Here is a 13405-nt window from a genome sequence, read left to right as displayed (position 1 = left end):
ATTCCGGGCTGACCAATATCCGGCTGGCCATGGGGGATACCCTGCTGCTCCAGGGGCCCTGGGAAAAATTTCATATCCTTAAAAACCGGCCTGCGCCAAAGTCTTTAATGTTCGCCTCCGAATTGGAAGGCGAAATTCTGCGGCCCCAGAAAGCCATGTTTGCCGTGGGGTGGCTGGCCCTGGCCCTGTTCCAGATTGTTGTCTTGAAAATTCAGCTTTCCGTGGCTTTGATGTCAGGGGCTTTGGGCATGATCATCACAGGCGTTCTCACCATTGACGAAGCCTATCAGTCCGTGGACTGGATGACGGTTTTTCTTCTGGCAGGACTTATCCCATTGGGTATTGCCTTTGAAAAGACCGGCACGGCCGGGTTTATTGCCCATACCGTGCTCAACCTGATCGGGACCCCTTCGCCTATTATCCTTTTAGGGGTTGTGGGCATCATGGCATCCTTTTTTACCCTGGTGATCTCCAATGTGGGGGCCACGGTGCTTCTGGTGCCACTATGCATGAATATGGCGGTGATGGCCGGGGCTGATCCGAGAATGGCTGCGCTGGTGGTGGGGCTTTCAGCTTCCAATACCTTTGTGCTGCCCACACACCAGGTCAATGCCCTGATCATGCGCCCGGGCGGCTACAGAACCATTGACTATGCCAAGGCCGGCGCTGTGATGACAGTGCTGTTCCTTACCGTGGAGCTGACTGTAATTTATCTGTTTTATGGTATTTCTTAAGCTTAGATAATAATATATATTCCCCCCGGGCCGATCGGATTCCCTTGTGACCGGTCGGCCCGTTTATTGTCCCAAATTTATTGTAAGGTGATAAAAATTAAACCGGCTATGCCTTGTTTCCCTTTATGAACAACTATATAAATGGCTTATGAGTTTCAGTCTTAGACAAAAAATTTCTTTTCTTTTTCTGGTTTTCATGGTGGTGAACAGCATCATCTGGTTTGTGAACCACTACAGCAATTCCATGGTGTTAAGCACCCTGGTGCTCATTGAAAAAAAACGGGACCTGTTGGATACGGTGCTGGAGGCCCGGCGTTACGAGAAAAATTTTTTTTTAAGAAAGGAAATTAAGGATCTGTCCCAGGCCCTGTCATACATCAGTAAAATTGATGAAAAACAGGCTGTTATTGAAAAAAATTTTTCTGACCTTGTGGCAAAGGAACCCTCTTTTCAGCAGCGCAGCCAGGCCATCAATGCCTACCGCACCAACATGGAAACCCTGTTAGACCTGTATAAAAATGGTACTGTGTCGTCTGAACAGTCTTTGCAGATTCAAAATACAGTGACCCAACTGGGGCGGGAGCTGACCACGGATATCGAACAGGTGGTGAAAACAGAGAAAAAAAAGGTGTTTGAACTGCTGGACCGGTCCAGGCAATACCTGATGCTTTCCCTGTTTTTTTTGTTTATCCTCACGGTGCTGGCCACCATTTTTCTGGTCATCAAGCTTAACCGGCCCTTAAAGGCTATTGAAACCGGCATCAAACACATTGCCAAGGGCGATTATGATAAAATCCCGGCAATAAAAACCGGAGACGAGTTTGAATCGCTGGCCGTAAGCCTGAACTACATGATTGAAGAGCTGGACCGGCGTAAAACCCAGCTCATCCAGGCCGAGAAAATGTCTTCTTTGGGCACGCTTACCTCCGGGGTGGCCCATGAACTGAACAACCCGTTGAATAATATCTCCACCAGTGTCCAGATTATCCAGGAGGAAATTGAAGACCCGGATATTAATTATAAAAAAATGCTTCTGGCCAATGTTGAACAGGAGATTAACCGGTCAAAGGAAATTATCCGGGCCCTGCTTGATTTTTCCAGGCAAAGTGATTTCAGTCTTGAACCGGTCCTGTTTAAAAAACTGGTCAACAACACCATGCACCTGATTACAGGGGACATCCCTTCGGATATTGACGTGGAAATCACAGTTCCCGATGATGTTGAAGGAAATATGGATCCCCGGCGCATCCAGCAGGTGTTGCTTAATCTGATTATCAATGCCGTGTTTGCCATGGAGGACCAGGAAGGCGGACATCTGACCATTTCAGCGTTCAAGGACAGTCAGGCACACACCTTTGTTTTTACGGTTCAGGATACGGGCAAGGGGATAAAGGAAGAACATCTGGCCAGAATTTTTGATCCTTTTTTCACCACCCGGGAGGTGGGAAAGGGATCGGGCCTGGGACTTTCCATTATCCATGGCATCATTGAGCAGCACGGCGGGACAATCAGCGTGGATTCCAGCCCGGGCCAGGGTACACGATTTACCGTCAGCCTGCCGGATTGACATTGTCTACATCAGGAGAAACATGCAGGAACACATTCTTATTATCGAAGATGAGCAGATCGCCCTTAAAAATCTTGAGCACATTCTTGTTAAGGATGGATACAAGGTTACGGCCCTGGACAGCGGAATCAAGGGGCTGAACCTTATCAAGACCAAGGCCTTTGATCTGATTATCACCGATTACAAGATGAAGAAAATCGACGGCATGCAGATCCTTGAACACACCCGGGAACTGCAGCCCCACACCGAAGTCATCATGATCACCGGCTACGCCACTGTGGACAATGCAGTGATCGCCATGAAAGAGGGAGCCTATCATTATATCGCAAAGCCCTACAAAATAGACGAGGTCCGGCAGATCATCAAACAGGCCCTTCTCAAGCGGTCCCTTCAAATGGAAAATCAGTCGCTTAGAAAGCAACTTAACCAGAAGGCAAAGCTGCCTGAAATCATCGGTAACAGTCCGCCCATGCGCCAGGTGAAAAAAACCATTGCCCAGGTGGCCCAGACCGATATCTCCGTGTTGGTTTTAGGGGAAAGCGGTACAGGTAAAGAACTTGTGGCAAGGGCAATTCACAGCCTTTCCAGCCGGAAAAACCATGAAATGGTGGCCTTTAACTGCGGTTCGTTTTCAGAGGATCTCATGGCCAATGAGCTTTTCGGCCACGAAAAAGAGGCTTTCACCGGTGCCATGAAAACCAAAAAAGGCCTGTTTGAATTTGCCGACCAGGGCACGGTGTTTTTTGATGAAATCGGGGATATGCCGCCCTCCATGCAGGTCAAGATCCTGCGCGTGATCCAGGAAAAAGAGATCATGCGGGTGGGCAGCACCCAGACCGTGGGCGTGGATTTAAGGTTCATTGCCGCCACCCACCGGGACCTGCGCCACGAGGTGGACCAGGGCCATTTCCGCCAGGATCTTTATTTCCGGCTCAACGTGGCATCCATCATTTTGCCTGCCCTGGCAGACAGAAAAGAAGACATTCCCTTGCTGGCTTATCATTTTCTGGCAAAGAAAAACCGGGATATGGGAAAAACCATCAAGGAAATTGACCGGACCACCATGAATTTTCTTGTCAATTATACCTGGCCGGGAAATGTGCGGGAACTTGAAAACATCATTGAACGGGCTGTGGCCATGGAAAACAGCGACGTGATATATCCCGAGGCTTTGCCCGACCACCTCACCCAGCTGGCCATTGAAACCTACCGCACAGCCCCGGAAGGCAAAATTCCCACCATGAAAGAGCAGGAAAAACGGTATATCCAGTGGGTGCTGGAACAGACCAACTGGAACAAAACCCGGGCCGCTGAAATCATGGAGATCGACCGGGTCTCTTTGTGGCGCAAGATCAAAACCTTTAAGCTGGAATAATTCCGGTTGGCCCATATACAACCGCTGTCCGGTTGACTTTGTCGGCGGAACTGCGCAATCGCTTAAAGAATTCCACGAAGCAAAAAAATTTTTCCAGGAAGGATTAACTATCGCCCGAAAATTGTCCAACGAGTTCTCCGGGCTGGAAGCCTACCAAAGCCTTGAATCCGATTTCATATCGCAATTGAAAGCCATTGAGGAGGATTTCTGAAACTATCTGCCAGGCAACAGTATTGGATTTGTCAATGCAGATGAAAGGCACTGGCAGTAAAGTCATTTTGCTGACGGCATTGACCCGGGCCATGAAAATATGGCATTTGTGATCTAAGAGCTTGTTTGGTAATTGATGAATCGGCTGCAATCTCATGAAAATGGCCCCAATTCTCCCAAATTTTATGTCAATAGTCCGGCTATTAACATAAAATTTGAAAAAATTGGTTCTCATTTTCATGAGATTTCGCTTCGATTCCCTAATTACCAAACAAGCTCTAAAGGAAGGTGAATTTGAAAATATCCGATTACATATCCATCCCGGATGCCAGTATTGAATTTTACCCCATCCGGTCCCGGGGACCCGGGGGGCAGAATGTGAACAAAGTGTCTTCGGGTGTTCATATCCGTTTTGATATCCATGCCTCGGATCTTTCGGATGAAATCAAGGCTAAGCTTTTGTCCCTTAACGACAGGCGCATTACCCGGCAGGGGATTATTGTAATCAAGGCCATGACCTTTAGAAGCGCTGCAAAAAATCGTGAAAACGGATTGGAACGGCTTGCAGAAGTGATCAGAAGTGCTGTCCGGCCTGTGAAAAAAAGAAAGCCCACCCGGCCCACCCGGGCCTCAAAGGACAGGCGCCTTGATTTGAAAAACAGGCGCAGCAGGGTTAAGGCATTAAGGCAGATTACAGGAAAGGATGAATGGTAGAATCAGACGGAGTAGCAATTCGTCGGCCAATTCTGGCTGTCCAGGATCTGAAAAAATATTTTCCGGTCACCTCGGGTGTTTTCCTGCGCCGGACTGGAAATGTTCATGCGGTGGATGATGTCAGTTTCTCGGTTTTCAAGGGAGAAACCCTTGGTATCGTGGGAGAATCCGGGTGCGGAAAAACCACGTTGGGCCGGTGCATCATGGGATTGTATCCCTTGACCCGGGGCTGCATTCTGCTGGATGGAAAACCATTGTCTGGCATGACCCGGAAAATGCGTAAAGCGTTTTCAACCCGGGTGCAGATGATTTTCCAGGACCCTTTTGACTCCTTGAACCCCAGGCAGACCGTGCGTCAGATCCTGGAAGAAAAGTTTCGCATTCACGGGGTGTCCCGACAGAAAACAGCCATGCAGATTGAGCTATTACTGGATCAGGTGGGCCTTGATCCCGGTGCTTTGACCAAATATCCCCATGCGTTTTCAGGGGGGCAGCGCCAGCGTATCGGTATTGCCCGGGCCATCAGCATGACCCCGCAGATCGTTATCTGCGACGAACCGGTTTCTGCTCTGGATGTTTCGATTCAGTCCAAGATTTTGAATCTGTTGCTGGATCTGCAGTCTGCAATGGGCCTGACCTACCTGTTCATTTCCCACGATCTGTCCGTGGTCCGCCACATGTCCGACCGCATCATTGTCATGTATCTGGGCCGGATCATGGAAATTGCTGATGCCCAAAACTTATACAGCCATCCGGGCCATCCCTATACAAAGGCATTGCTGGAGGCTGTACCCGTAGCTGATCCGGATCATCCTTCAAACAGAACCCCGCTTAAAGGCGAAATTCCCTCGGCTGAACATCCGCCCCCGGGATGCAGGTTCTCTTCCCGCTGTCCTGTGGCCCGTTCCCTGTGTTTTGAAAAGGAACCCATGCTTTCAGCTCATTTTAATGACCCGGGGCACCTGGCAGCCTGTCATTTTCCCCTATCCGATTAGCCAGTTTTTTTCCGGGTCCTTTATTAAGCATTCCATATTTTACCATGAAGGACATGAAGAGCATGAAGAATATATACCGAAAAAGAAATTTTCATGTCCTTCATGATTTTTATGGTTTTAATGGCGCAGGTAACGGTTTGAGGGGGTTGCGAAAAAACAGGCATAATGCTAAAAGTTTCCAAAACTTAAGGAAACGGTCCGGCATTTTTTTTCTTCCCTTTTTTTAAAAAAAAGTGAAGGGAAAATTTTTAAAATAAATTAATATACCGGTCCGTGGCAGTGAGTAACAATGGGAATATAAAATGAGCAGTATCGCAAATATTGGGCATGGCATAAAAGCGTTCAATGGCTTTTTAATGGGACTTTCAAGGACCTTGTCTTTTGGGGCTATATTGCTTATGGCCACAGGTATTGAAATTGCCGTTTTAATTGGATCCGGGTGTACGGATCAAAAAAAGGCCGAAGAGAAAGGCATTATCATCAAAGCCGGCACCGTGGAAATCAGCCGGGCCGACTTTGCCCGGGAACTGGAGGTCAAGCAGGCCAACTACCCCTATGATATAAAAGACAGGCCTGATGAATACAATGCCATGGTTATGGATCTTGTTTCTGATGTGTCTGATGAGGCTGTACTGCTGGCCGCAGCCGCAGCCAAGGGGATTGATGTCAGCACCAAGGAACTTGACTTGGCCGTCGCCGACTTTAAGAAAGACTATCCCGAAGACAGCTTTGACCAGATGCTCCTTGAAAGGGCCATATCATATCCTGTCTGGAAAAAGAGATTAAAAAAGGATATGGTCATCCGGAAATTAATCATGCAGGATCTGGTGGCGTCCCAGGAAATTCATCCCGAGGACATGATTGCCTTTTATGACCGCTTTGCAGGACAGACCGGCGCCCAGGATAATAATTCAAAAATGATGGATGAAAAAGATCTGGTGCTCAGGCTGCGGATGGAAAAAAGCCAGGACGTCTTTGGAGAATGGCTGCAGGGCTTACAGGACAGCTATCCTGTGCACATTGACAGGCTGGTGTTAAATTCCTTTTTAATGAACCCTGAAAAGCAATAACAGCCATGGGCTGACCTGGCCTTTCGACACCCAGGCCCACCCCCCAACAAAACATTAAAGTAATCTATCAACGTGGGACGTTACATATAAAGGTGGATATATGGAAAAAAAACGAGACACAATTTTAATAGTTTTTATGCTTGCATTTTTCTGGGCGGGAAGTTGCCTGGCCCAGGAGGTAGTTAACCGGATCGTCGCCATTGTAAATGACGATATTGTCACCCTGTCCCAGCTTGAGATGGCAGCGGCCCCGTACCGGAAAAATGTTGAGGAATCCCAGGAGTCATTGGCCCGGAAAAAAGAGATAATGGCACAAATGTACACCCAGGTTCTCAATCAACTGGTGGAAAGCAGCCTGGTGGTTCAGGAAGCCAAACGAATGGGCATTGCGGTGGATGACACTGATGTGGATAATGCCGTGGAAAATTTTAAAAAAGAGCACAATCTTGACCAGGAAAGGATGGAACTTGGCCTGGCGGCCCAGGGCATCACCCTTGGGCAATACCGTGAAAGAATCCGGGAGCAGATTCTCCAGAGCATGATCGTTGCAAGGGCAGTCCGTTCCAAGATCGTTGTCACGGATAAGGAGATAAAAGCGTATTACGACAGCCATGATCAGGAATTCAAGACCAGGAAAAAATATCATTTGAAAAATATCATCCTAAGGGATTCAAAGGATCTTTCCACGGTCCGGGAAAAATTGGAAAACAAGGTTGATTTTTCACAAGTTGCCAAGGAGTATTCCATCGGTTCCAATGCCTCTTCCGGTGGTGAACTCGGTGAGTTTGACATATCAAGCTTCAGCGATGAGATCAAAAAGGCGCTCGGGGGGGTTGGCAAGGGCCAATGCACCAAGCCCGTTGATATGGGGGATTCTTTCCAGATCCTTTATGTGGCGGATATCATTTCACAGGAGCAGGGCCCTGTCCGGGAAGAGGTGGAAAAACAGATCCAGGATATTCTGTACCGGGAACACGGGGAAGCCCAGTTCAAAAAGTGGATGGAAAATCTTAAAAACAGCGCACATATTAAAAAAATGCTTTAGTCCTTTCGAAACTGTCTGCCCAAAGGAAATTTACCCATGCAAAAAGAGCAAATCCAGATACTTGAGACCAGCATTACAAGATTGTTACGCCGGGGGGCCAACAAGCAGCTGCTCAATATCATAAAAAAAACCCACATGGCAGACCTGTCCATTATTTTTGAGAATATGACCCCCCTTAACCGGGAAAAGCTGTTCAATCTGCTGGAAAATCCCGAGGATATCGGCCTGCTGTTTTCCCACCTGTCCGAAAAAACCTTTGTGGAGTGTGTCAAAATCCTGGATTTCGATAAGCTGGTTACGGTTTTTGACCACATGCCCTCGGATGATGCTGCCGAACTGCTCGGGTGTCTGGACGAGGAGCTGTCCGACAAGATTCTGTCCAAAATGAAAAAGGAAGAATCGTACAATGTCGAGCAGATCATGAGCTATGACGAGGATACTGCCGGCAGCCTCATGGTCAAGGATTACGTGGCCCTGGAAGAAGACGTCAAGGCAAAGGAAGTGATCGAAGCACTGCAGAACAAGTATCTGGATGTTGAGATGCCGTTCTACATCTATGTGATAGATAACTATGGCAAGCTTGTGGGGGTCAGTTCCCTTCGCCAGCTTGTGGTGGAGTCCCCGGATAAGCCGCTTAAATCGTTCATGGCCACGGATATTGTATCGGTCAAGCCTTATACGGACCGGAATGTGGTGGCCCGTCTGGTTTCCCGGTATGATTACCTGGCTGTGCCGGTTGTGGACGATGACAACCGGATTATCGGTATTGTCACCGTGGATGACGTCATTGATATTCTGCACGAGACTGCCACCGAAGATATGTTGAAAATGGCTGGTGTGGGTGAAGATTATGTTGAGACCCAGTCCGTTCTCAAAGGCACCCGGATCCGGCTGCCCTGGCTGTTTGCCAGCTGCCTTGGCGGAATCGCCAACTTTTTCATCATCGGCGGGTTTGAATCCACCCTGACACAGCTGACAGGACTTGCCGCTTTTATTCCCATCATCATGGGCATGGGGGGCAACATCGGTACCCAGAGCGCCACCATCGTGGTCCGGGGTATTGCCACGGGCCGGGTAAATATCCGGGATTTTGTCAAGATCATTTCAAGGGAACTTGGCGTGGGCTTTATCCTAGGGGTAACCTATGGCACCTTGATTGCTGTCGTGGCCAAGTTCAGCTTTATGGCCCAGCCCTTTTCCTGGGCATTGTCCGTGGTTGTCGGATGTTCAATTTTGTCTTCCATGACCGTGGCTGCTTTTGTGGGAACCTCGGTGCCTATGATTTTCCATCGGCTTAATATTGATCCTGCCGTGGCCACAGGTCCCTTTGTCACCACCACCATGGACCTTATCAGCGTTTACTGCTATTTCACCATTACAAGAGTGCTGCTTGGTTTCTGACAACAATATGGGCGATTTCAGCACGGACGCCATTTTGCTTCGCAAAATTGAATATGGAGACCATGACCTGATCATCACCTTTCTGACCCGGGATAAAGGAAAGATCAGTGTGATGGCAAAAAACGCAAAAAAGAGCGTGCGCAGGTTTTCAGGTGCCATGGACCTGTTTTCGGTCAATCATATCCAGTGCGCCTTTCCCAAAAAAAACAGGGATGCCATGATCAATCTGTGCCAGACGGTTCTTGAAAACGGGTTTTCCCATATCCGGTATGATGTGGTGAACACGGCCTATGCCTCCTACTGGACGGAAATTGTCACCCAGTGGCTGGAGGAGGGAAAGGCCCAGCCAGATATTTTTGAACTGCTTTTCACGGCCCTTGAAATGGTGGATGACGGTTTTATCCGCACCGAAGTGATCAGCCTGCTGTTTCAGATTCGCTTTATGCGGTTGTCCGGGTTTTCCCCCGGGCTTGACCAGTGCGATGCCTGCCGTACAAATCTGGAGGATGTTCATTTGGCCAGGCTCTGGTTTGATTTCAAAGCCGGGCGGGTTGTCTGCCCGGAATGCAGGGGCAGTGAACGCTTTGCCCGGGAATCTGCCGGATCTTTTGGCGGCAATGCCCGGGGATGCTGGGTGTCCAAGGGTACCCTGAAGCAATTGTCCTGGATCAATACCGTGGAAATGTCACGGGCAGACCGTATCAAGTTCTCTCCCGTTGCCATCCGGGAGGGCGAATCCCTGCTGGAATCCTTTATTCCGTTTTATATCGGGCGAAATTTCAACAGCCTGAAATTTTTACACAAAATGAGATCTGAAATATGAATCTTGCGCCAATACTTGAAAAAAAACAGATACACGTTTGCGTGCCCTGCCGCATTGATTTCGGCGGCACCCTGGATATTTCCACCTTTTACCTGCCCCTGGCAGGTCTTAAACCGGCCACCCTGAACCTGGCCCTTGACATGCGTACCCATGTCTATCTGTCGCCGTGGGACCCGGGCAGGATTAAAATATCTTCCAAGGGGTTTGACACCATTGACCGCAGCCTTGATGACAAAGGATGGGACGGACCCATGGGACTGATGTTCGCAGTTTTCCAGTATTTTAACGCCCATGGGGTGCATCTGCACATTGAATCGGAATCGCCTGTCCGAAGCGCCCTGGGAGGGTCTTCCTGTGCAGCCGTGGCCATGATTGCCGCTGTTTATAGTGCCTTGGAAAAACAGATCAATCCCGAGCATATTGCCTGGCTGGCCCATTATCTGGAAAGCGCTGTGGCAGGGGTATTGTGCGGGGTTCAGGACCAGGCTGCAGCAGCCTTTGGCGGGGTGAATTTGTGGGAATGGACATTCGGGCACAAAAGCCCTGAATTTATACGCTGCCCGGTGTTTGACTCCCATGAAAAAATAGAAAAACTGAATCGTTATCTCCTTGTGGCTTATTGCGGGATTCCCCATGACTCGGGGGATGTCAACGCCCGGTGGGTAAATGAGTTTAAATCAGGCAGGGCATATGATGCATTTGAGCGCATCACCCGTCTTACACGGCAGTTCACCCGTGCCCTGGGCACTTTTTCCTTTAAGGAGGCCGCACAGCTGATGAATCAGGAAACAGCGATTCGTTGTGAAATGACACCGGATGTGCTGGACAATACCGGTATAAGGCTGTGGGAATCTGCAAAGGCCCGAGGCTGCGGGGCCAGATTCACAGGCGCCGGGGGCGGCGGCTGTCTATGGGCCATTGGGGAAGAAACAGATATTGACAAGCTGAAAACGCAGTGGCAGAACATTCTTGATCCCGTTGACGGGGCAATGGTGCTGGATACAGCCATAGATAATAGGGGGATTTTTGTACATCAATGAAAGGAGACAATATAAATGGCAGGATATGATCCCGAACAGGATAAAAAAATAGCGGAGTGGAAAAATGAGGAAACCGGACTGATCATCTCCATCATGCAGTATGGTCAGGGCGAACCCAAACTTCAGATCGGTCCCAGAATTCTGAAGAAAAAAGACGGCTCGGACCGGGCGCCCATGAAGGCGGGCCGGCTCTCCGTGGAAGATGTCATGTGGCTGTATGACATTATTGATGAGGTAAAAGATGAGCTATCCGGCATGGTCGGGCCTGAATAGCCCCTCAATTGTTCCGCCGCTAGGGGAAAGAAAGGCAGGACGCGTGGGACCGGCCGCATTGATGGTCAGTGCGGACCCGGACATGGGACTGATCCGCCAGGGGTTTGGCACGTGGCAGTCCCGCGCTTTTTTCAACAGCAGCCTGCTGGTCAAAGAAGATGACCCTTTGGGAATGAGTGTGACAGGTCCCTACATCGGGGCGCCCTATGGGGTGATGCTGCTGGAGTCGTTGATTGCAAAGGGGGCCCAGTCTGTTATTGTCCTTGGCTGGTGTGGCGGCCTTTGTCCGGATCTTGCCCCGGGGGATCTGGTGGTGGTGGAAAATGCCCTGGCAGATGAGGGGACTTCCCGGCATTACATGGATCTGCGGGAAGATCTGCCGGCGGTCGCTGCCGATACCCGTCTTACCGCAACGCTTGCACAAGCACTTGGAACGGCCGGGCTTGACGCCCATACCCATGCCACCATCTGGACCACGGATGCCATTTACCGGGAAACGTCTGAAAAGGTAGACTGGTACAAGGATAAAGGGGCATGTGCCGTGGACATGGAGTGCTCAGCCCTGTTTGCGGCAGCTGCGTTCAGGAATATCCCCATAGCGGCGCTGCTTGTGGTGTCTGACAGTCTTGCCCGGGCAGACGGCATCTGGGACCCGGGTTTTGACAAAAAAAGGTTTAAAATCATGCGTAAACAGGCCTGTGGCGTTGCCATGGAACTGACAGGAACACTTGTCCATGGATTTTGATGCCTGCCGGATTGAGGCGGAAAAGCTGCGCCGGGAACTGACCGAACACAGTTACCGCTATCATGTGCTGGATGATCCTGTCATTGATGACCAGACCTATGACATGATGCTGCGCCGCCTCATTGACATTGAAACCCGGTTTCCCGGGCTTGTCACCAATGATTCCCCCACCCGCCGCATCGGGGCCCCGCCCTTAACCGCCTTTGACACGGCCCCCCACTCGGTTCCCATGCTCAGTCTGGACAATGCCTTTAATGATCAGGAGATCCTGGATTTCCATGCCCGGTGCCTGAAAATTTCCGGGGCTCATGCCCTGGCCTATACAGCAGAACCCAAGCTGGACGGCCTGGCTGTGGAACTGTGCTATGAAAACGGGGTCCTGGTTCTGGCCACCACCCGGGGGGACGGATATACCGGCGAGGTGATCACGGACAATATCAGGACCATCAGATCCGTGCCCCTGGGCCTGATGGATAATAAAACCCCTGTGCCGGATTTCATTGAAGTGCGCGGGGAGGTGATCATCCGGCATAAAGATTTTGAAATGCTGAACCAGCACCGCCTGGATAAAGGAGAACCGGTTTTTGCAAATCCCCGCAATGCTGCCGCAGGTTCCCTGCGCCAGCTGGATTCAAAAATTACAGCCCAGCGGCCTTTGACTCTGTTTGTCTATGGCGTGGGTGTGGTGCATGGACGTTCTTTTTCCACCCAGGCCCAGATGCTTGAATCGCTTTCGGATCTTGGATTCCCGGTGAATCCGCTGATCAAAAAAAGTATTTCAATCCGGCAGGTGCTGGACAATTTTAAGCAATTGGAAAGCCTTCGTCCTGAACTGGCCTATGACATTGACGGCATGGTGATCAAGGTGGATGATATTTTAATCCAGCAGGCCCTGGGCCAAAAGATTAAAAGTCCCAGATGGGCCATTGCCTATAAATTCCCTGCCATGGAAAAGACCAGCAAAATACTGAATATCACGGTGCAGGTGGGCCGCACCGGAACCCTGACCCCTGTGGCGGAACTTGTGCCGGTGAACATCGGCGGTGTTACGGTTTCCAGGGCCACCCTGCATAATGCCGATGAAATTGAACGAAAAGATATCCGCATCAATGATACGGCATTGATCACCAGGGCAGGGGACGTGATTCCCAAGGTGGTGAAAATTGTCCCCGGGGCCCGGACCGGGGAAGAGCGGGTATTTGTCATGCCCGGCACCTGTCCGGTATGCGGTTCCAGGGTAAGACGCCTTGACGGGGAAGCTGCCGTTAAATGCATCAATGCCGGGTGCAGCGCCCAGATCAAGGAGCGCATCCGCCATTTTGTATCCAAAAAAGCCTTTGACATGGACGGGCTTGGCAAAAAACTGGTGGAGCAGCTTGTGGACGAAAAACTTGTAAACTGCTTTGCCGATCT

The 13405-nt window shown here is 50.0% G+C and carries 14 protein-coding genes; 13 read left to right on the top strand and 1 reads right to left on the bottom strand.

Going from position 1 to position 13405, the window contains the following annotated elements:
* From AB7U36_RS03385 to AB7U36_RS03375, 3 genes are all read left to right on the top strand, one after another.
* On the top strand, positions 1-734 hold a 734-nt coding region (locus AB7U36_RS03385), incomplete at its 5' end, for an SLC13 family permease (RefSeq protein WP_428158401.1).
* A 148-nt stretch (positions 735-882) separates the two neighbouring features.
* Positions 883-2301, top strand: a complete 1419-nt coding sequence (locus AB7U36_RS03380; RefSeq protein WP_428158400.1) for an ATP-binding protein — start codon at positions 883-885, stop codon at positions 2299-2301.
* Positions 2302-2323: 22 nt separating this feature from the next.
* The gene (locus AB7U36_RS03375; RefSeq protein WP_428158399.1) at positions 2324-3676 is read left to right on the top strand and encodes a sigma-54-dependent transcriptional regulator; all 1353 of its coding nucleotides are present in this window, start codon (positions 2324-2326) and stop codon (positions 3674-3676) included.
* A gap of 103 nt (positions 3677-3779) precedes the next feature.
* Here the strand turns inward: AB7U36_RS03375 and AB7U36_RS03370 are convergent, their stop codons facing one another.
* On the bottom strand, positions 3780-4043 hold the full coding sequence (locus tag AB7U36_RS03370) for a hypothetical protein (protein WP_428158398.1): 264 nt from the start codon (positions 4041-4043) through the stop codon (positions 3780-3782).
* A 137-nt stretch (positions 4044-4180) separates the two neighbouring features.
* On the opposite strand from AB7U36_RS03370, the gene arfB reads away from it, so the two are divergent.
* From arfB to ligA, 10 genes are all read left to right on the top strand, one after another.
* Complete coding sequence (arfB, locus tag AB7U36_RS03365; RefSeq protein WP_428158397.1) at positions 4181-4600, top strand: alternative ribosome rescue aminoacyl-tRNA hydrolase ArfB; 420 nt, start codon at positions 4181-4183, stop codon at positions 4598-4600.
* Entirely contained in the window at positions 4594-5595 is a 1002-nt protein-coding gene (locus AB7U36_RS03360) for an ABC transporter ATP-binding protein (RefSeq protein ID WP_428158396.1), read from the top strand. The genes arfB and AB7U36_RS03360 overlap by 7 nt, the downstream gene beginning before the upstream one ends.
* Positions 5596-5897: 302 nt before the next feature.
* Entirely contained in the window at positions 5898-6665 is a 768-nt protein-coding gene (locus AB7U36_RS03355; RefSeq protein WP_428158395.1) for a SurA N-terminal domain-containing protein, read from the top strand.
* Between the two features lie 100 nt (positions 6666-6765).
* Entirely contained in the window at positions 6766-7710 is a 945-nt protein-coding gene (locus AB7U36_RS03350) for a SurA N-terminal domain-containing protein (protein ID WP_428158394.1), read from the top strand.
* A 36-nt stretch (positions 7711-7746) separates the two neighbouring features.
* Entirely contained in the window at positions 7747-9111 is a 1365-nt protein-coding gene (gene mgtE / locus AB7U36_RS03345; RefSeq protein WP_428158393.1) for a magnesium transporter, read from the top strand.
* A gap of 7 nt (positions 9112-9118) precedes the next feature.
* Positions 9119-9934 (top strand): DNA repair protein RecO, encoded by an 816-nt coding sequence (recO, locus tag AB7U36_RS03340; RefSeq protein WP_428158392.1) that lies wholly within the window; start codon positions 9119-9121, stop codon positions 9932-9934.
* Complete coding sequence (locus AB7U36_RS03335; protein WP_428158391.1) at positions 9931-10974, top strand: galactokinase; 1044 nt, start codon at positions 9931-9933, stop codon at positions 10972-10974. The genes recO and AB7U36_RS03335 overlap by 4 nt, the downstream gene beginning before the upstream one ends.
* Before the next feature lie 15 nt (positions 10975-10989).
* Complete coding sequence (locus AB7U36_RS03330) at positions 10990-11247, top strand: hypothetical protein (RefSeq protein ID WP_428158390.1); 258 nt, start codon at positions 10990-10992, stop codon at positions 11245-11247.
* Positions 11216-11992, top strand: coding sequence for a nucleoside phosphorylase (locus AB7U36_RS03325; protein ID WP_428158389.1), 777 nt, complete (start codon positions 11216-11218; stop codon positions 11990-11992). Before AB7U36_RS03330 ends, AB7U36_RS03325 begins: the two co-directional genes overlap by 32 nt.
* On the top strand, positions 11982-13405 hold a 1424-nt coding region (ligA, locus tag AB7U36_RS03320), incomplete at its 3' end, for an NAD-dependent DNA ligase LigA (protein WP_428158388.1). The genes AB7U36_RS03325 and ligA, both read left to right, overlap by 11 nt.

The sequence above is a fragment of the Desulfobacter sp. genome, assembly GCF_050177295.1.
This window is presented reverse-complemented; position numbering and strand designations above follow the sequence as displayed.

Coding starts and splice junctions, on each gene's coding strand:
- AB7U36_RS03380 (WP_428158400.1), top strand. CDS start 883: ATGAGTTTCAGTCTTAGACAAAAAATTTCTTTTCTTTTTCTGGTTTTC.
- mgtE (WP_428158393.1), top strand. CDS start 7,747: ATGCAAAAAGAGCAAATCCAGATACTTGAGACCAGCATTACAAGATTG.
- recO (WP_428158392.1), top strand. CDS start 9,119: ATGGGCGATTTCAGCACGGACGCCATTTTGCTTCGCAAAATTGAATAT.
- AB7U36_RS03370 (WP_428158398.1), bottom strand. CDS start 4,043: ATGAGATTGCAGCCGATTCATCAATTACCAAACAAGCTCTTAGATCAC.
- AB7U36_RS03350 (WP_428158394.1), top strand. CDS start 6,766: ATGGAAAAAAAACGAGACACAATTTTAATAGTTTTTATGCTTGCATTT.
- AB7U36_RS03330 (WP_428158390.1), top strand. CDS start 10,990: ATGGCAGGATATGATCCCGAACAGGATAAAAAAATAGCGGAGTGGAAA.
- AB7U36_RS03325 (WP_428158389.1), top strand. CDS start 11,216: ATGAGCTATCCGGCATGGTCGGGCCTGAATAGCCCCTCAATTGTTCCG.
- AB7U36_RS03335 (WP_428158391.1), top strand. CDS start 9,931: ATGAATCTTGCGCCAATACTTGAAAAAAAACAGATACACGTTTGCGTG.
- AB7U36_RS03355 (WP_428158395.1), top strand. CDS start 5,898: ATGAGCAGTATCGCAAATATTGGGCATGGCATAAAAGCGTTCAATGGC.
- AB7U36_RS03360 (WP_428158396.1), top strand. CDS start 4,594: ATGGTAGAATCAGACGGAGTAGCAATTCGTCGGCCAATTCTGGCTGTC.
- AB7U36_RS03375 (WP_428158399.1), top strand. CDS start 2,324: ATGCAGGAACACATTCTTATTATCGAAGATGAGCAGATCGCCCTTAAA.